The 19,408-nt window shown below is 55.3% G+C and carries 17 protein-coding genes and 1 pseudogene; 1 reads left to right on the plus strand and 17 read right to left on the minus strand.

The window, feature by feature from the left end:
- Positions 1–1,138, minus strand: a pseudogene (locus tag KCQ76_RS00870) (S-(hydroxymethyl)mycothiol dehydrogenase).
- Between the two features lie 221 nt (positions 1,139–1,359).
- On the opposite strand from KCQ76_RS00870, the gene KCQ76_RS00875 reads away from it, so the two are divergent.
- A complete protein-coding gene (locus tag KCQ76_RS00875) occupies positions 1,360–2,169 on the plus strand; it encodes an Fpg/Nei family DNA glycosylase (RefSeq protein WP_046202257.1) in 810 nt (269 codons plus the stop codon).
- A gap of 5 nt (positions 2,170–2,174) precedes the next feature.
- Here KCQ76_RS00875 and KCQ76_RS00880 read toward each other — a convergent pair whose 3' ends face one another.
- The 16 genes from KCQ76_RS00880 to pgsA form a co-directional block, all read right to left on the minus strand.
- The gene (locus tag KCQ76_RS00880) at positions 2,175–4,445 is read right to left on the minus strand and encodes a RelA/SpoT family protein (protein WP_046205186.1); all 2,271 of its coding nucleotides are present in this window, start codon (positions 4,443–4,445) and stop codon (positions 2,175–2,177) included.
- Positions 4,438–4,989 carry an adenine phosphoribosyltransferase gene (locus tag KCQ76_RS00885; RefSeq protein WP_012731664.1) on the minus strand — a complete coding sequence of 184 codons (552 nt, stop codon included), beginning with the start codon at positions 4,987–4,989 and terminating at the stop codon, positions 4,438–4,440. Before KCQ76_RS00885 ends, KCQ76_RS00880 begins: the two co-directional genes overlap by 8 nt.
- Positions 4,990–6,894, minus strand: coding sequence for an ABC transporter substrate-binding protein (locus tag KCQ76_RS00890; RefSeq protein WP_146003218.1), 1,905 nt, complete (start codon positions 6,892–6,894; stop codon positions 4,990–4,992).
- 245 nt (positions 6,895–7,139) lie between these two features.
- Positions 7,140–8,378 (minus strand): protein translocase subunit SecF, encoded by a 1,239-nt coding sequence (secF, locus tag KCQ76_RS00895; RefSeq protein ID WP_046202255.1) that lies wholly within the window; start codon positions 8,376–8,378, stop codon positions 7,140–7,142.
- Entirely contained in the window at positions 8,378–10,324 is a 1,947-nt protein-coding gene (gene secD / locus KCQ76_RS00900; protein ID WP_046202401.1) for a protein translocase subunit SecD, read from the minus strand. Before secD ends, secF begins: the two co-directional genes overlap by 1 nt.
- A gap of 234 nt (positions 10,325–10,558) precedes the next feature.
- Positions 10,559–11,017 (minus strand): preprotein translocase subunit YajC, encoded by a 459-nt coding sequence (locus KCQ76_RS00905; RefSeq protein ID WP_052722262.1) that lies wholly within the window; start codon positions 11,015–11,017, stop codon positions 10,559–10,561.
- 118 nt (positions 11,018–11,135) lie between these two features.
- Positions 11,136–12,260 carry a Holliday junction branch migration DNA helicase RuvB gene (ruvB, locus tag KCQ76_RS00910; protein ID WP_046202254.1) on the minus strand — a complete coding sequence of 375 codons (1,125 nt, stop codon included), beginning with the start codon at positions 12,258–12,260 and terminating at the stop codon, positions 11,136–11,138.
- Positions 12,261–12,263: 3 nt separating this feature from the next.
- The gene (ruvA, locus tag KCQ76_RS00915; RefSeq protein ID WP_046202253.1) at positions 12,264–12,887 is read right to left on the minus strand and encodes a Holliday junction branch migration protein RuvA; all 624 of its coding nucleotides are present in this window, start codon (positions 12,885–12,887) and stop codon (positions 12,264–12,266) included.
- Positions 12,888–12,946: 59 nt separating this feature from the next.
- Complete coding sequence (ruvC, locus tag KCQ76_RS00920; protein ID WP_046202399.1) at positions 12,947–13,465, minus strand: crossover junction endodeoxyribonuclease RuvC; 519 nt, start codon at positions 13,463–13,465, stop codon at positions 12,947–12,949.
- 121 nt (positions 13,466–13,586) lie between these two features.
- Positions 13,587–14,339 (minus strand): YebC/PmpR family DNA-binding transcriptional regulator, encoded by a 753-nt coding sequence (locus KCQ76_RS00925; RefSeq protein WP_046202252.1) that lies wholly within the window; start codon positions 14,337–14,339, stop codon positions 13,587–13,589.
- Positions 14,340–14,464: 125 nt separating this feature from the next.
- The gene (gene pdxT / locus KCQ76_RS00930) at positions 14,465–15,100 is read right to left on the minus strand and encodes a pyridoxal 5'-phosphate synthase glutaminase subunit PdxT (protein WP_046202251.1); all 636 of its coding nucleotides are present in this window, start codon (positions 15,098–15,100) and stop codon (positions 14,465–14,467) included.
- Positions 15,101–15,105: 5 nt separating this feature from the next.
- Positions 15,106–16,065 carry a pyridoxal 5'-phosphate synthase lyase subunit PdxS gene (gene pdxS / locus KCQ76_RS00935; RefSeq protein ID WP_082089835.1) on the minus strand — a complete coding sequence of 320 codons (960 nt, stop codon included), beginning with the start codon at positions 16,063–16,065 and terminating at the stop codon, positions 15,106–15,108.
- 121 nt (positions 16,066–16,186) lie between these two features.
- Complete coding sequence (locus KCQ76_RS00940; protein WP_052722261.1) at positions 16,187–16,687, minus strand: hypothetical protein; 501 nt, start codon at positions 16,685–16,687, stop codon at positions 16,187–16,189.
- A complete protein-coding gene (locus tag KCQ76_RS00945) occupies positions 16,684–17,829 on the minus strand; it encodes a glycosyltransferase family 4 protein (protein WP_046202250.1) in 1,146 nt (381 codons plus the stop codon). The genes KCQ76_RS00940 and KCQ76_RS00945 overlap by 4 nt, the downstream gene beginning before the upstream one ends.
- A 15-nt stretch (positions 17,830–17,844) precedes the next feature.
- Positions 17,845–18,741 (minus strand): phosphatidylinositol mannoside acyltransferase, encoded by an 897-nt coding sequence (locus tag KCQ76_RS00950; RefSeq protein WP_046202249.1) that lies wholly within the window; start codon positions 18,739–18,741, stop codon positions 17,845–17,847.
- Between the two features lie 9 nt (positions 18,742–18,750).
- Positions 18,751–19,404 carry a phosphatidylinositol phosphate synthase gene (gene pgsA, locus KCQ76_RS00955; RefSeq protein WP_046202248.1) on the minus strand — a complete coding sequence of 218 codons (654 nt, stop codon included), beginning with the start codon at positions 19,402–19,404 and terminating at the stop codon, positions 18,751–18,753.
- Positions 19,405–19,408: the final 4 nt, after the last annotated feature.

The following is a 19,408-nucleotide window of genomic DNA, read 5'->3' on the forward strand; positions in this document are numbered from 1 at the left end:
TTATACCACCACCACAGAGCGCAAAACATTGCCCTTCTTCATGGTCTCGAAAGCGTCCTCGACTTCATCGATGCCGACGCGCTCGCTGACGAACTTGTCCAAGGGGAATTTCCCTTGCTGGAAGAGAGAGACGTACATGGGGAAATCGCGTTCTGGTAGGCAATCTCCGTACCAGGATGGCTTGATGGCTCCTCCGTGGGAGAAGACGTCCAGGAAAGGTAGCTCGAGTTTCATGGTCGGTGTTGGAACACCAACGAGAACGACGCGGCCAGCCAGATCACGCATGTAGAACGCCTGAGTAAAGGTCTGCGGAACGCCGACAGCGTCGATGGCTACATCGACACCGAAGCCATCCGTGAGGTCCTTGACCGCCTTGACGACTGGTTGCTCTTCGGGAGATGCATCCTCATCGTCACCCTCGGAGGCCAACGACTTGGGGTTGATCGTGTGCGTCGCACCGAACTCCTTGGCTTTTTCTAATTTGTCATCGGAGACGTCGATAACGATGACCTTCGTCGCGCCGGCTAAAGCTGCACCAGCAACGGCAGCCATGCCAACACCGCCAGCGCCGATCACTGCGACGGATTCACCGCGCTTGACCTGCCCCGTATTAACGGCTGCGCCGAGTCCTGCCATCACTCCGCATCCCAACAGGCCAGCGGCGGCGGGATCGACGTCGGGATCAACCCTCGTGCACTGCTTCTCGTGGACCAGGGTCTTTTCGGCAAAAGCGCCGATTCCCAGCGCTGGTGTCAGCTCAGTTCCGTCGGTCAGTGTCATGGGCTTCGACGCATTGAACGTGTTGAAGCACAAGTGTGGCTCTCCCCGTTTACACGCGCGGCACTCGCCGCACACTGCACGCCAGTTCAAAACGACCGTGTCACCCTCGGCCACATGAGTGACTCGTGAACCAATCTGCTCGACGACGGCGGTCGCCTCATGCCCGAGTAAAAATGGATAGTCGTCGTTGATACCGCCATCGCGGTACGCCAAGTCTGTGTGGCAAACCCCCGCAGGTTTTAATCGATACAATAACGTCGTTATCGCCTGGTTCCGGAATAACGATGTCTGTTAGCTCAACGGGCTCCTTTTTTGCCCGGGAGATAACGCCCTTCACTGTTTGTGATGCTGCAGTCATTAAATATCGCCCTTTCTCATTAATGGACCGTCATCGAGTGTAATGAAGTCTTGTACACTCCGCTGTGTCATAGAAAAAGGAGATCGATCAGGGCTTATGCGATCGGGGCTGAGATTGCTGTTACCAGCAAATACACATTACTAAATATAAATTATTTTCAATAACGCACTGTAGTGCCCAATTACAACTTGTGCAGTTACCCCTCTGAAAGAAGTTAAGGAATGCCCGAAGGCCACGTCATTCATCGGCTCGCTTCATCACTGAACCGCGAATTCGCCGGACAAGAAACTGTTGTTAGCTCGCCACAGGGGCGATTCGCAACAGAGGCTGATCAGCTCAACCACACCGTGCTTAAGCACGCCGAAGCACACGGAAAACACTTGTTCATTGACTTCGAGGCTAACCGAGCAGCACACATCGTTTATATTCACTTAGGTCTCATTGGAAGCCTTCGTTTCTTAGATCTCGCGGAACCACGAGGCCAGGTTCGTTTACGAATAGCATCCGACACACGGGCAGCTGATTTACGCGGTCCACAGTGGTGCCGGCTGATCACCGATGAAGAAAAAGACGCCGCTATCGGGAAACTCGGGGCTGACCCACTCGACCCACATGCCGATCCCAGCCGCAGCTTTCAGCGAATCAAACGGTCGTCGAAACCGATTAGTACCTTGCTGATGGATCAGCACATCTTCGCAGGCGTCGGAAATATTTACCGCGCCGAAACGCTATTTAGGTTAGGGCTTAACCCTGAGCTGCGAGGTAAAGATCTTGCCGACGACGACCTTCACGCGATATGGAATGACCTCGTCGAAACGATGACGATGGGGTTGCGCGTGGGGAAAATCGACACCGTTCGGCCAGAACACATGCCTGAGGCCATGGGGCGGGAACCGCGCATCGATGCGCATGGTGGCGAGGTTTATGTTTACCGACGCGCCGGGTTCCCTTGCTACGTCTGCGGAACCACAATTGTCGAGCGCAAGGTCGACGGCAGGAACCTCTTTTGGTGCCCCACGTGCCAGGCGTGACGCCTCTAACCGCCCGACGTGACTCGGAAAACGTCGAAGACCCCTTCAATGTTCCTCAGCTGGGTCATCAAGTAGCCAAGCTGTTTGACGTCAGAGACCTCGAACGTGAAACGGACCACCGCAACGCGGTCTTCAGCAGTGTGAGAATTCGTCGCCAAGATAGCGACTTTCTGTTCTGACACGGCTCGAGTGACATCGGATAGCAACCCTTGGCGGTCAAGCCCTTCGATTTGCAGCGTCACTGTGAAGACGGCTCCACTACGTTCGGCCGCCCACGACACCGAAATCAGACGTTCAGGTTCTTCTTTCAGCTTCGGGGCATTAGTGCAGTCTGTGCGGTGGACACTCACCCCGCCGCCCCGGGTCACGAATCCGAAAATGTCGTCGCCGGGGACGGGAGTACAGCACTTGGCCAGCTTCGCCATGTAGTCGGCGTCGCCTTCAACAAGAACACCCGCCGAATCGGCACGAGAATTCTTCTTTGACCTGAGCTGGGACAAAGGAGTGCGGGCCGCAAGCGCATCTTCCGCCTCCTCCTGTCCCCCAAACTGCTCCATCAGCAGGTTAACGACGCGCCCAGCCGTGATGTTGTTATTGCCAATCGCGGTGTACAGCTGGTCGACGGAATTAAAACTCAACTGGCCTGCAATAGTTTGCATCGATTCGGGGGTAAAGAGCCGATGCATGGGCAGCCCGCCGCGCTGGATTTCCGCTGCGAGTGCATCCCGGCCTGCCTCCAAAGCAACTTCTCGACGCTCCTTCGCGAACCACTGACGAATCTTCGACTTCGCACGCGGCGACACGACGAATGATTCCCAGTCCTTCGATGGGCCGGCGTCCGGGTCTTTCGACGTAAAAACCTCGACACGATCGCCGGTGTGGAGTTCCGACTCGAGCGCGAGAAGCTTGCCGTTGACCTTCGCGCCGATACACCGGTGCCCCACTTCGGTGTGGACAGCGTAGGCGAAGTCGATAGGCGTCGACCCTGATGGCAGAGTGATCGCGTCCCCTTTCGGGGTAAACACGAAAATCTGGTTTGAGGAGAGATCAAACCGCAAATTCTCCATGAATTCGTTGGGGTCGGCAGATTCCCGTTGCCAGTCGAGAAGCTGACGCATCCATGCCATCTGGTCCAGTTCTTTTGCAGAACCTTTGTTGTGCCCCTTGGTCTCCTTGTATCGCCAATGCGCCGCAATGCCGAACTCAGCGTTATAGTGCATTTCGTGGGTCCGGATTTGGATCTCGAGAGGTTTATTATCCGGCCCAATCACCGTCGTGTGGAGCGATTCATAAACCCCATAGCGGGGCGTAGAAATATAGTCTTTGAACCTTCCTGGCATCGGTTGGTACAAAGTATGTACAGCGCCCAGAGCGGCATAACATTCCTGCACGGAATCGACGAGAACACGAAGTCCAACGAGATCGAAAATTTCATCAAAGTCTCGGCCACGAACGATCATCTTTTGGTAGATCGACCAGTAGTGTTTCGGTCGCCCCACTACCTCTGTACTGATGTGGTAGTCCTTGAGCCGGGCTTGTAGCTCTTTCGACACTCGGGCGATATATTCGTCGCGCTTCGGGGCCCGATCAGCCACCAATCGCACGATTTCTTGGTACTTCTTGGGGTACAAAATAGCGAAGGAGAGGTCTTCTAGCTCCCACTTCACGGTCGCCATTCCCAACCGATGAGCCAGCGGAGCAATGACCTCCAAGGTTTGCCGAGCTTTCCGTGCTTGCTTTTCCGGCGGGAGGAAACGCATTGTGCGCATATTATGCAGGCGATCAGCAACTTTAATGACCAGCACGCCAGGATCGTCGGCCATTGCGACAATCATTTTCCTGATTGTCTCGGCTTCCGCGGCTGACCCCAAGGCCACCTTGTCCAGCTTGGTGACCCCATCCACCAGGTGAGCCACTTCAGGACCAAAGTCGTGCTCAAGTTGTTCGAGCGTGTAATCAGTGTCTTCCACCGTATCGTGCAGCAGCGCTGCGACAATCGTGGTGGTATCCATGCCGATCTCAGCGCAAATCGTCGCTACGGCAAGCGGGTGAGTGATGTACGGTTCACCAGACTTACGAAAAACACCGTCATGCAATTGCGCCGCGGTCTCATAGGCACGGTTGATGAGAACAACATCCGCTTTCGGGTGAACCTTGCGATGAATAGTCAGCATCGGTTCCAAAACCGGATTATATTTTGCACGATTCTGCCCCGTCAGGCTTCGAGCCAGACGAGCACTCACCGAACCAACCCGAGAGGGCGACCGATCACTCACTACGCTCCCCTACCACCGTTAGAGGAAGGTCGGCCAGGCGTTTCCTACCTTCCAAAGCTTCAACTTCGAGAATAACGGCCAATCCAGCGACATTCGCCCCAGCTTCCTCCAGGAGAGCCCGGGAGGCACACAAGGTACCGCCTGTGGCAAGAACGTCGTCGATAAGAACAATATTCTTTCCCTGAATATTCAGGCCTTCTCGGGGAATTTCCAGCGCCGCATGGCCATATTCCAAGTCATAGCCTCGATGAAAAACCGGTGGCGGGAGCTTACCTTCCTTGCGCACTGCGAGGATTCCCAGGCCCAGTTGGTACGCCACAGCAGACCCCAAAAGGAACCCACGAGCATCGAGTCCGCCGATGATGTCTGCGTGATAACTCCGAGCAGCCTCGGCTAATTCGTCGACGATTAATCGGAAGGCGCCCGCATCTGCCAGCACCGGAGTGAGGTCTTCAAAAACCACACCTTCAGACGGAAAACCGGGCACGCGGCGAACTAAGTTTGCCACTGCATCGGCTGCGGATGAATACTCACTGTCGGTCATCTAATTCTGATCTTTCTTCCATCGATCCATGTTCCAGCCGACCCCAACATTCGAGGTGCTAGGAACTAGATTACTCACTGCGTTGTGTACGACCACGGTGCGGGGTTCAGCAGATAAGGGGATCGTCGGCATGCTATCCCATAATTCTTCTTCCGCTTGCCGGCGCTCATCAATGGTTCCACCGACGAATGTCGAGGTCGAAAAGTACGTTGTGGGGTCAACCGCCTGGAGGAAAATGTCGGCTCTGTCCGTTAGAGCAGTGCTATCCGCATGGTCTGTCGAGACATCATCGACGGTAATTCCACTCTCCTGGCAGGACTCGCGAATGGCATTTGCCATGGCGGCGTACCGATCATTCGTGCGGTCGTACGACAAACGAACTGTGGATCCCTTCGCTGCCTTTCGGGCGGCAGCGGCGTCGTGATTTCCATGCTTTAGCGCGACATCGCTGACCGCATCAAAGGATGAGCTCGTCGCCGGCGTCAATCGAAGTCCATAGGCTGGAACCTTCATCGATGAGTGGGCTGACGATGCTTCGGCAACAGCTGCCCGATCAACGCACTGCGATACTGCTTGGCGCATGCGTTTACTTGCCATGACCCCGTGGTCGGCAGGGATGAGCGAGTCAATCCGACGTGAGAGCATCGTCATTACACCGTATTTCTCCGAATCCACCGTCAAACGTGATGCAGAGGCCGAGGAGCCACCGTCGTGCGGAACTGAGAATGCGGGAAATCCCTCATTATCGTTCGTGGCTGGTTTATTTTCTTCCGACGACGGAAGCGATTCGCTGGGAGCGTTAGATACGGAGGAGCTGGGCGCCGCTGACGAGGTTGGTACTGCTGAAGACACCAAGGCGGCTGCCGATGACGTTTCAGATGCTGGCGATGTCGTGGATGGTGATGGCTCAGAGGGTTCTGCGGAACCTTTCCCCTGCGATAGACGGAATTCGGAGGGAAGAGCTTGATCATTATCAACGACTCGGAGTGTTTTGTGGTGAGCAAGGTCGCTTAAAGATGCTGAGCGCGGATAGACCACGATGTCATCGATTTCCGCCGGGTCACCCCACCAGTGAGGATTCTTTTGAAGCGTGACTGACCGCGTATGTGTAGTCGGATCCTTATCCGTGATCGACTTCACCGAATACGGTCCAGTAGACACAATATTCTTAAGATTGTCTTCCTTCAGGAGAAAGCTCTTTTTCCACAGATCACCCACTTTTTTGACCACCTGGTAGTCCGCAGATTCCAGCGCACCAGTTAAATCGTCAACCCCAGCGTGGGAGGCAATGATGTGGGAGGGCATAACGGACCCGGCCGGAAAAAGATTCTGGTATCGGGATCCGTATCCGCGGGCAAAATTTACCCGGAACTTTTTCTCGTTATGCCGGCATGTAACTGATTCAACCTGTTCCAGAAGAGGATTATCGGAATCGAAATATTCTTTCTTATGTTGGGCAAACCATGCCAGGTAAAAGTCATCACAGGTAACCGGTTTGCCATCCGAATATTGGGCTCGTGGGTTGATGACGTATTCAGCACTTCGGTTCTCGTCGGGTGCCTGGATTGACGTGAAAAGATCGTTATTGACGAAGGACTGACCGTTAGGCCCATCGATGAAAGCTCCGGGATATAAGCGGACGGATAATCGCGCTGCATCGGAGGCCTGTCCTTGTGAACTAGCACCGTTAACAGTGGTGAGGGTGCTGCCACTTACGTAGGCAAACCCGGCGTTTGTGTGGTCATCGTCTGCATCGTCATTGGTATCGCAGGCGGCTAAACCTGTGACTAATAAGGCTCCCGAAATGGCCGTCATAATCTTGCGGACGCGGGCACGTGGGGAACGCGGTAGTGAAGGCATTGCCGACGGGAACTGAGGACGTGACTTCTTGAATCGCTGTAACACGGATGGAGCCGATCGTGTCAGAAAATGGACGTACAAAGCGCACTGATGCCGTATTCGTAAGAACACAGGATGTGCTGTTAAGAAAAGTTTAGCGCCCTTGCTTCGGATTAATGAGCAAGGGCGCTGTACGGCGGAAATTCTAACTACACGAACGGTTAAGAACGTGCCATGCGGAACGCTAAGCCAGGAAACACGATGCGTCGATCTTCTATCCGAAGAATACGCGTTGGGTACCGACTCAGCTTCTAGTTTCCATCAAAAGGTGAGTTGTTGCGACGGCGGTTGTCGTCGGGACGCCATGACGCGCCGCCTCCTTCACGACTGTGGAATCTTCCCGCCTCGGGATCTCGATCGGAGTGGTGAGCGATACGCGATGATACTCTTCTCCGTGAAGAGCGTGCCGATGGCTCAGAATCAGCGTCTTCACTAGCAGTGATCTCTGATCCATCACTGGTTACGGCAACCCGTTGATCCTCTTGGTTCGACGACTCAGCCTTCCGAGATTCTTCGACACGTTTGGTGTGCTCGGAATATTTCTTCTGACGCGATTTGAGCGAAACCAAGATTGGCGTCGCCAAGAAGATGGACGAGAACGTTCCTTCGATGACACCAAGTAGCTGCACGAGCGAGAGGTCTTTGAGTGTTCCCACGCCGAGCAACCAGACCGCGACGACCATCAATGCGCCGATCGGGAGGATCGAGAACAATGATGTCGAAATGGAACGCATCATCGTCTGGTTCACGGCGAGGTTAGCTTGCTCGGCGTAGGTCGACGTAGTCGTCTTTGTCAACCCAGCGGTGTTCTCGTGAACCTTGTCGAACACAACCACGGTGTCGTACAGCGAGTAGGACAGGACTGTCAGCAAACCGATAACTGATGCTGGTGAAACCTCGAAGCCGATGATCGAATACAGCCCTGAGACCACAATCGCGTCAACGGCAAGTGCTGATATAGCCGCGATGGCCATATCGCGCTCAAAGCGAACCGTGATGTACAGGAAGATCAGCGCGAGGAAGACGATCAGCGCTAGAACCATGCGGTGAGTAATCGTCGACCCCCACGAGTTACTCACGGTCGAATCACCGATAGAGTCGGGAGTTTCTTTACCCGAGGCGTCTTTCGGGTGGTACTTCGAGAACAAGGCTTCCCGCGCCTCGGAGATCTCGTCGTCGTTAAGATGCTTTGACTCGATCTCCACATTGCGAGCGCTACCAGAGCCAATGATCTGGACTTGCTGGGCCTCGACCCCAGTGGCCTCGTGGAAGGTGTCGGCGACTTCGGTCTTGGACACGTCACCGGCGGGCATCGTTATCTTGGTGCCACCCTCAAAGTCGATGCCCAGTGTAAATCCACGGAAAATAATGGATACGAGGCAAATCACCAAGATGATGGCGTAAATGCCATACCAGCGACGCCGCTGCGAGACGAACTCAATTCCGCCTTCACCGGTGTAGATACGTTCGAAGAAAGGCCGTTTACTCATTACTTCTCCTCCTTCGAGGTATCGACACGCGATGAGCCGCCCGACGATGACTCATCATTTTCTGAGAGACTATCGGCGAGCTTGATGTGCCGCCGTACAGGTTGATCCTCTTTGGCGTTTTCAGCGCGCTCAACGTCATACGGAAGCTTGATACCGGCAGCGCGACGACGCTCCGCAACGCGCATAACCGCTCCGAGCCCGTTCACAGACGGCTTAGAGAAGAATGGCTTGCGCGACGCCAGAATAATCAGCGGTGCCGAAACCAGGAACACCACGAACAGGTCGAAGACCGTCGTTAAACCAAGGGTGAAGGCGAAGCCTTTAACGTCACCAACAGCCAAAATGTACAACACGACAGCTGCGATCAGGGAGACCAAGTTACCGGACAAGATAGTGCGGCGAGCGCGCTCCCAGGCCTTTGGTACTGCAGATCTGAATGTTCGGCCATCGCGTATCTCATCTTTAATACGCTCGAAGTAGACCACGAAGGAGTCTGCAGTAGTACCAATACCGATGATCAAGCCGGCGATGCCCGCGAGGTCAAGGCTGTACCCAACCCACCGTCCGAGTAGGACGAGGCTTCCGTAGATGAGTAGCGCCGAGAGCAACAGCGAGAAGATCGTGATAACGCCGAGTCCGCGGTAGTAGGCCAGCGCATACAGGGCGACCAAGATTAAGCCGATGCCTCCTGCGATGAGTCCTGCTTTCAGCGAAGCAAAACCAAGCGTGGCGGGAATGGTGGTGGCGGTACCACCCTTTTCACCGTTCTCACCAGCGAAGCTGATGGGCAGCGCACCATACTTAAGGTTATTCGCTAAGTCTTTAGCCTCGGCCTCGGAGAACTTACCAGTAATCTGGGTCGTCGAGCCGGCAGGCGTCGGTGACTGAATCGTCGGAGCAGAAATCACTTCGGAGTCTAGGGTGATTGCGACCTGCTGCCCCTGATACTTTTGCGTCACTTCGGCCCACGTGTCGCCACCCTTATCTTTATTGGATGTCTTGAACTTGAACGTGATGGCCATTTGCCCGCTGTTGGAGTCGTACCCACCAGTAATCGGAGAATTGGTATCGATTTCCTCACCAGTGAGCCGCTGGGGATCTTTCTTCCCCTCCTGCCCCACTAATACTGGTGCCGCATCGAGCAGGTGAACGCTCTTATCTTGATCACACGTCACGAGCGGTTTGGCCGGATCGTCTTGACCCGCCAACGGATCCGATCCCTTACATTCCAACAGGGATCCCGCCGCTTGCAAAGTGGTCGGGTCTTCTGATTGCCGATCCTTGAGCAGCATGGCGGATGTTTGTTCACGCTGCTTGTTTTCTTCGATGGAGTTGGCTGGTTTAGCCTCTGGCTTCGCTGTGATCTTCATCGACTCGGGAATAGCAAAAGCCTCTTGCCCCTGGGCTTGACCACTGCTGTTGTATTGCTCCAACTGTTTCTTCAGCTCGTCGAGGGCCTTCTGGGCATTATCCGGCGAAATCACATCCGCTTTTACCCATCGATTAGCCATATCGACGACGGTCTGCGCCAGCTTGCCCCGATCAACTTCCTGGGCAGCAGCTTGTTGGTTAAGCACTGGGCGGAACAACAATTGGGATGTCTGTCCCAGGTTCCTCGCTTGAGCGGAATCATCGCCAGGGACAGTAATAACGAGTGTGTTCCCGTCAGTTTGCACTGTTGCCCCGGACACGCCCATGCCATTGACGCGGTTTTCTAGGATTTTCCGTGCCTGCTCAAGCTGATCATTGGACGGCTGAGAACCTTGAGGCACCAAGGTCACTCGGGTTCCGCCCTGAAGGTCAATGCCTAACTTGGGTTCAGGCTTTTTATTCCCCGTGAGGAACACCAGAAGGTACACCGCTACGAGGAAAATGACGAAGATACCGATGGCGCGATACGGCCATCGGGATTTTGTGGAGCGAGCTCTGTTCTTCCGGGCTGCCAAAAGAGTCTCCCGTCGTATGAAGGTCACATTAGGCTCATGTCGGCCTATTCAAACTTGAGAAAGTCTACCCCTAGGCTTCACGCTGCATCGTCTTACCCCGGGGTCGGCGTTTCGCGTATAGCGTTCGAACCAGCATGAAGCCGAAGGTTATGTCATGTCTGCTGCCGATGTACTGTACTCGCGCATCTACTCTGCGCGATTGTCAGTCACGACCGAACACTATCGATTGCGATTTTACTTATCGTTGGTCGACGAGTCCGTGGAGGCATCGGTGCTGCCATTGTTCTGGGCCGGCGAGTGCCGGTGGTAATCAGCAGCGGTGTCCTCACTAGCGCTCGGCTCGACAGTAGAACCGTGATCCGTCGTTGTCTCCTGCGTCGACACAGTTGACTGCCCCTGGGACCCACTAGTGGCTGGCTCAGTAGTGCTTGGCGATTCCTGTTGTGCAACTGGTCCCAAAATGCCTTTGACGGCCCACTCAACGACAACCCCAGGCGCAATTTGCAAGTCGAGGACGTCGCCCCGTACCGCAACGACGCGACCGTGCAAGCCTCCGGCTGTCTCAACAGTCATGCCAGGCTGCAGTTGGGAGCGAAACTCCTGGATGCGCTTCATGCTCTTGTTCTGCCGGACAATTTGCATGATGGGCAACGCCAGGAAAAGGATGAGGATAATTATCCATAGACCGTTCATGGCACCATCTTGGCATAGAGCAGGGACATTGAGTCAATTCTTTTAACTTGGCGGACTATCTGGTGAGCATCCCGGAAAGCTTTACTCCTGGATAACACTGTATTGATCCAGAGGTCTCTTAGAAGAAGGCACCAATTGTCCCCTCTGGCGGCTCCAGCCCCTGATGTTTCCATGCTTCGGCTGTGGCGACACGACCCCGTGGTGTGCGAGCAATCATCCCAGCCCTAATCAAGTACGGTTCGCACACCTCCTCGACGGTGGTGGGCTCTTCACCTACGGCGAGCGCCAATGTCGAGACGCCGACGGGTCCGCCCCCATGTCCCCGGACGAGCGCATCGAGAACAGCACGGTCGAGCCGGTCGAGTCCCTTCTCATCGACGTCGAAAACTAGGAGTGCAGCTTTGGCTGCTTCTACTGTGATCACGCCCCCAGAGTGGACGTCGGCGTAGTCCCTCACCCGTCGCAGCAAGCGGTTAGCTATACGGGGTGTACCTCGACTCCGCGACGCAATTTCCTTCGCGGCGTCGGCCTTAATATCAATATCGAGTAGACGTGCCGCACGCGTGACAACTTTCGTGAGGTCAGCCGCCGAGTAAAACTCCATCTGAGCGGTGAATCCGAAACGGTCACGCAGCGGCCCCGTCAACATTCCCGCTCGGGTGGTCGCCCCCACCAGGGTGAAGGGGGGTAAATCCAAGGGGATGCTCGTTGCACCCGGGCCTTTTCCGACGATGACGTCGATGCGGAAATCCTCCATCGCCATATACAGCATTTCCTCTGCCGGGCGCGCCATGCGGTGAATTTCGTCGATAAAGAGAACATCCCCCTCCATCAAATTCGAGAGCATGGCGGCGAGATCACCCGTCTTTTCCAGCGCAGGACCCGACGTCATCCGCAATGACGTCCCCATCTCTTGGGCAATAATCATCGCCATGGTTGTCTTGCCCAAGCCCGGCGGGCCAGCTAAGAGAATGTGATCAGGAACAACTCGGCGAGCCTTGGCCCCAGAGATGACCAACTCTAATTGTTCGCGGACCTTGGACTGCCCAATGAACTCATCCAAGCTGCGCGGACGCAGTGACAATTCGGCATCTGCATCGTCGCTTTGCTCGCTCGGATCAACAGGACGAATTCCGGAAGCAAATTCGTCATCTTTTCCCATCGTGGGCGCCGCCCCGCCCCGATTCTGGGAGCCGCCTTTGTCATCGGGTAGTTGGAACTCAGTTTTTTCGATGTTGCCCATCTTTTAGTTCCTCTCGGATGACATCGATCGCAAGGCGCGCTTCAGAATCTCCGACACAGATCCTCCCTCAGCCGCAGCGGACGTGGCAGTCTTTTCGGCTTGTTTTTCCGGAAAACCTAGTTCGACAAGGGCTTGAGTAACCGTGCCCACAACGCCACTGTCGGCGTCGGCATCCGAATTTGCACCCACTCCCGATTGTGGTTCGCCAGCAGAATCTCCAGAATCGAATACAGCCACCTTCGACTTTAAATCGACGATGATTCTCTCCGCTGTTCTTTTACCTATGCCCTTGACATTTCTTAATTCAGCGTCATCCTCGTTAATGATTATTCGAGCAAATTCGTCGGGCTTAAAAATAGAGCAAATTGCCATTGCGGATGTGGGTCCTACCCCCGAAACCTTACGGAGCATCGCAAACATCTGACGGGCCTCGTCGGATTCAAAAGCGTAAAGGTCAATCCCATCGTCGCGAACATTCATCGTGACAAGGATTCGAGCATCCTCCCCTTTGCGCAGCGTCCCCAGCAATGAGGGCGCAGCAGTTGCTCGATAACCGACGCCCGAGCATTCAATCACGACATAATTAAGACCGACATGAAGAACCTCGCCATGCAATGAATCGATCACAGGGACCCCTTTTCTCTACTCACGATCGTCACATCACGACGTCGGCCGCAACTATGACGTCACTTATGCCGTGAAGCGCTCCAACCCGGATTCTGCCCGCCGGATAGCCCCAACATGGGAGCGCGCCAGCAATGGCAAATAGCAAGCGCCAGAGCATCGGCCGCATCGGCGGGACGTGGTGGTTCAGCCAAGCCCAAGACCCGCGTAACCATCGCGGTGACTTGCTTTTTATCTGCACGTCCGTTCCCCGACACAGCTTTTTTCACTTCACTGGGCGTGTACATATAAACCGGAATATCTCTCCGCGCTGCACAAACAATAATCACACCCACCGCATGGGCGGTATGCATGACAGTAGAGACTACACCACGTTCAAATACACGTTCGATTGCCAGCATATCCGGATGATACTCATCCATCCACTCATCAATCTTCTTGGAAATGTCGAGAAGACGGGTGGAAAGATCGTCGGATGCGTCTGTTCGAATAACTCCCACTGCGACAGGTAGGACGGACCGCCCCCGCCCAGCTTGAACCGTAGATATCCCGCACCGGGTTAACCCGGGGTCAACCCCCATGACGCGGGTCCCCTCTAAGGAGCGCGATCCACCCTTAAACGTGGTATTCACGGGCACTGGATCGCTACTCCTATCTGCACCATCGCCAACCGCCTATTCGACACACGCTGAGGGCTTTTACTTAGTTGTCGAGTTCAGCCAGAACCTCGTCGGAAAGATCCATATTGGTGTAGACGTTCTGGACATCATCCGACTCTTCCAGTGCATCGATCAGGTGGAAGATCTTCCGAGCTCCAGACGCGTCAAGCTGAACCTTAACGTCTGCTCGGTAGTCCGGCTCTGCAGAATCGTACTCCAGCCCGGCTTCCTTCAATGCGTCGCGAACGGCAGAGAGATCCCCGGCTGCGGACACGACCTCGAAGCTTTGGCCGAGGTCATTAACCTCTTCAGCGCCGGCATCCAGGACTGCCATCAGGATGTCATCCTCAGTATTGCCTTCCTTCGGCAACTGAACGACACCCTTGCGGTTGAACATATAGGCCACGGAACCAGCGTCCGCCATATTTCCGCCGTTCTTGTTCATCGCGGTACGCACATCCGTCGCGGCACGGTTGCGGTTATCGGTCAAGCACTCGATGAGGATCGCTACCCCGCCGTTGCCATAACCTTCATACGTAACGGTCTCCCAGTCCGCGCCACCGGCTTCCTCGCCAGAGCCGCGTTTGCGGGCTCGCTCGATATTGTCATTGGGAACCGACGCCTTTTTGGCCTTTTTAATCATGTCATCCAGCGTCGGATTCGCTGAGGGGTCACCGCCACCGGTGCGAGCAGCTACCTCAATGTTCTTAATCAGCTTGGCAAATTCTTTACCGCGCTTGGCATCGTTCGCAGCTTTCTTATGCTTCGTCGTTGCCCATTTAGAGTGCCCACTCATATTTTTGTACTCCCTCAGTTGTTAACACACATGCAAGCCCCACGAAGGGGATAATCGCAACCAGTCTAATACCTGGTCCCGGCATCCCCTGCCATGGCACTGCCACCAATAAGTCTTTTGTTGGGTTACGCCATGGATTCCTCGACCATCGACACAAAATAGTCGTGGACACGGTCGTCGTCGGTCACTTCAGGATGGAACGAGGTAGCAAGTACGTTTCCCCTACCGTGACCGGAGCGAACTGCAACAATAGCGCCCTTGTCGTCGTCGGCAGGTACACGAGCAAGAACCTCGGTGTCGTCGCCGACTGATTCGACCCACGGTGCGCGAATAAAAACGGCGTGAACAGGTTGACTAATCCCCTTGAAATCGAGATCCGTCTCAAAGGAGTCGACCTGACGGCCAAATGCGTTCCGTCGAACCGTGATGTCTAGCGCGGATAGGCAGTGAGCGTCCGGACGTGTCCCCTTAACCTCACTGGCCAGCAAAATCATACCGGCGCACGTGCCGAACGTCGGCGTCCCGTTGTGAATCTTTGCCGCCAGGGGTTCGAGCAATCCCCCCAACTCGAGGAGCTTCGACATGGTCGTCGACTCTCCCCCAGGGAGAATTAACCCATCAACTCCCTCGAGATGAGCAGGACGGCGTACAAGACGCGACCGAACACCGAGGCGCTCTAACGTGCGCTGGTGTTCGATAACGCCACCCTGTACAGCGAGAATCCCGATAAGTGGGGTTCTCTCTTCGTTACTACTATCCACTCGTTTTACCAACCACGCTCTGCTAAACGGTGCGGCTTCGGGATCTCGTCGACATTGATGCCCACCATCGCTTCGCCCAAGCCACGCGAAACATTGGCGATCGTCTCGGGGTCATCGTAATTCTGCGTTGCCTGAACGATGGCGCGCGCACGATGCTCCGGGTCGCCAGACTTAAAGATGCCCGAACCGACGAACACACCCTCAGCGCCAAGTTGCATCATCATCGCTGCATCGGCTGGGGTGGCAATACCGCCGGCCGTGAACAGCACAACCGGGAGGGATCCACGCTCAGCTACCTCACGCACCAACTCGTACGGAGCTTGGAGCTCTTTCGCGGCGACATACAGCTCATCAGGCGCCATCGACTTCAATTTATTAATAGAAGCGCGAATAGTCCGCATGTGGGTCACGGCGTTGGACACGTCGCCAGTTCCCGCTTCGCCCTTTGAACGAATCATGGCAGCGCCCTCATTGATGCGTCGAAGTGCTTCGCCGAGGTTGGTCGCTCCACAGACGAATGGCACCGTGAAGTCGAATTTATCAATGTGGTTGGAATAATCGGCTGGCGTCAGCACCTCAGATTCGTCGATAAAGTCAACGCCCAGCGACTGCAAAACCTGCGCCTCAACGAAGTGACCGATGCGGGCTTTCGCCATCACCGGGATGGACACAGCGTTAATAATGCCTTCGATCATGTCGGGGTCCGACATGCGAGACACTCCACCCTCAGCACGAATATCAGCTGGGACACGCTCCAGCGCCATCACGGCTGTTGCGCCGGCATCCTCGGCGATCTTGGCCTGCTCAGGGGTGACGACGTCCATAATGACGCCACCTTTTAACATCTCCGCCAGGCCGCGCTTTACTCGTGCAGTCCCGTGGGTTGTCTCATTCGAGGAGGAATGGGCAGCCCCGCGTGGATTGTCCGTAGCATGCCGTCCGTTTTGATTTGCATTATTGCTCATATTGTCGTTCTTCTCCTTAAAACTGGACTGGCCTGTCTAGAATACGCTGAAGCCTACAGTGTACTTACTCGCCTCTGGAGCCGGAAAACTCCCCAACCAATTCTTGAGGCTACATAGTGATTTACGACGCCGGAATGTCGGATTCAATTCCAGCCACCTCAAAATACTCCGGTGGCGACGCATGACCGCCGAGATGGAAAAACCTCACGAGCGGGCGTAGCCGCAATGTCCGGGTGTCCGAGACGGCATCATTATAAAAGCGCATTGCGAGTTCTACTCGTGTGTGGGCGTCGGCTAGTGTTCTCGCACCATTAACCGTCACCGATTCGTCATCGAGATCGTGAATGCGCATGGCAAACCGGTTCTCAGCCAGTGCTCGATCCGTCGTGCACGAAGTGTCGAAAGCGATACGTTCCGTTGCTTCGGCCTCATCCGCAAGTTCTGGCCACAATGCTGACACCACCGCAGCCCGACGACCCAAGGCAGCATCCAGGCTTAACGCTGCTTCATCCGTCCGGATATTCAATCGATGCAAGCGGGTGGCTATGAAAGAAGCCCACATCCCCGCTAAGAGAACGGCCATCAGACCAACGATGACGATGGCGACCCATACCGGTATCACGACGAAAAATTCCTTTCCCCCTGAGGACCCAGCACGGTTTCATATACCCTCTCGACTTCTGTCGTAACGTGGCTCCAATCAAACCGTTGGGACCGCTCAATGCCCTTATGCGCGAGTTCTTGCCGCTTGTCTTTGTCCGAAAACAACTCGGTGACAGCCGCCACCAAGGCGTCCGTATCCCCAGGGGGAAATAGCCGACCAGCGTCGCCGTCATCGCACACAGCACGAAATGCCGGAATATCACTGGCGACGACCGCCGCACCGGCAGCCATCGCTTCGACGAGGACGATCCCAAAGCTCTCCCCACCGAGATGAGGTGCCACATAGACGTCCGATGCTTTAAAGGCTCGAGCCTTGTCGCTATTAGACAACCGGCCAAGAATGGTGATCGAATCCCTGACATGGGCTACGCGCCGCGACAAAACCTTGGCATCACCAGTCCCCACGACAACGACTTCGATACCTGGAATGGCTCGTGAGATCCGTGGCATTGCTTCGATCAGCACATCGAGCCCTTTACGTGGTTCATCAAAGCGCCCCAAGAAGATAATTCGCGGGCGGTCTGGATCGAGGCGAGAGATCGCATCATCGGCTCCTGACCATGGGTCCGCCGATGAGAAAAACTTCGTATCGACGCCGTTGGGGATGAGAATGGGATCTCCCCCCAGCTGTTCCACTTGCCACCGACGGGCCATCTCCGAGACCGCGATCCCTGCACGAACGCGCTCGAGCATCGGCGTGAGAACCGGAATAAACGTTTCCAACACACGAGACCGATCAGCCGATGCGTGATACGTCGCCACGACGGGAATCTTCGCCATTTTCAGGGCGATCATGGACACGCTTGGGGCGTTCGGCTCATGTATGTGGACAAGGTCGAATTCGTGATTATTCAACCACCTACGAACAGCATGAAATGCCGACGCTGTGAAGCTCAGACGGGCGACCGATCCGTTGTACGGGATAGGAATTGAGCGTCCGGCCCGGACGACGAAATCCGGGACATGAGTTTTCAGCGACGCTGGAGCCAGTAGGCTTACGGTGTGACCGCGCCGGATTAACTGTTCCGATAGCTCAATTGCGTGAGCTTGAACACCGCCAGGGTCGTCCATGGAATACGGACACACCATCCCGATTCGCACTCGGCCTCCACACTCTCAGTCTTCGTTCCAGATGCGTTGGAGCATATGCCAATCCTCAGGATGCTCCGAAATATTTTTCTCAAAAACGTTTGCGAGGTCTTGAACAACCTCGGGTATTGGCTTATCGGTATTCAGTGGCTCACCGACGCTATGACCCCAGCCATCCGGGGTAAACCAGCAGTGAACGCCGTGTAAGGCCGCCCCCGTTTCTTGAGCAAGCCGTACCGCCCCCACCGGCATGGTTGTTCTAGAACCGAAAAAGTCAACGCTGACACCGTGATGGGAAAGATCACGTTCGCCCAATAAGGCCACGACTCCGCCTGACTCTAAAGTTGCGCGGAGGCCATCCATCGGCTTTTGTGAACCACCGGTGAGCGGGAACACGGTAAAACCGAGTTCTTCGCGATAGTCCACGAATGCATCGAACAATTTCTCCGGCTTGAGCCGTTCTGCCACAGTAGAAAACGTACCGTAGCGCTGGGCAAGCCACAGCCCAGCCATATCCCAATTCCCACTGTGTGGCAGAGCGAGAATCACTCCCCGCCCCTGGCGATATGACTTATCAAACAAGTCCACGCCCTGGATACCTGACTCGATTGTGTCCACTAGTGAGTCCAGGGACGATGAGTGAATGATGGACGGCAAGCGGAAAGCTTCCATCCAGTATCGGGCATATGATCTCATCGCGTTCCGCACCACGACATCAAGCTCTCGGTCATCCGTGAGACCGGTCACCTTGGCAAGGTTCGACCGTAACCTCGCCGGTTCTTTCCCTCTGTGAGAAGCAATATCGGCACCGAGCATGAATAATTTCCGCGCGACGGGGGCGGGAATTCGGGTGATTCCCTTCCAGGCCCACACATACGACTCCGCGATAAGATCCTCTTTCGATAAGCCGAAGGGTCGTGTCACGTGTCGTCCTTACTTCGTGGGGAATTCTTTGGCCCCATGGGGCGCGGCGATTGTATCATTCGCGTGCGGAGATTTGCTGGCCATAACCATGCGTTGGATCACCGTGAAAATGGAGCCTATTGCAAGAATCCAGAGCGCAATACTTAACACATGCGGAACCCCCAAGCCTTCAAGGCCTAAGCCGACCAAACCGATGATCAGCCGTTCAGGGCGCTCCACCAATCCCCCGACGATGTCGAGACCGCCCGCCTCTGCTCGAGCTTTGACATAAGAAATGACCTGGCTGGTGACCAACACAATCAACGCAGCGATCAGTTGGTGACGTTCTCCCTGCTGAGCAGAGACGATCCACCAGACGATAGCGGCGAAAACAGCACCGTCGGTAATCCGGTCGCAGCTAGCATCCAGCGTCGCTCCGAACGTCGTTCCCCCGCCACGTATACGAGCCATGGTGCCGTCGACCATATCTACAGCTGTTAAGAGCCCGATAATTATTGCGGCGGCAAAAAGATGGCCGGTAGGGATCAGGATTAACGCTGCTACGCACGCACCGAGAGTGCCGACGACGGTCACTGTGTTGGGGGAAATTCCCGCCTTAACCAGTGATCGGGCAATCGGTTCGATGACAACTGCAGCCGGTTTTCGGCCATGAACGCCAAGCATTATT

Origin of the sequence: Corynebacterium parakroppenstedtii (assembly GCF_019754935.1) — a bacterium.
Classification (GTDB): Bacteria; Actinomycetota; Actinomycetes; order Mycobacteriales; family Mycobacteriaceae; genus Corynebacterium; species Corynebacterium parakroppenstedtii.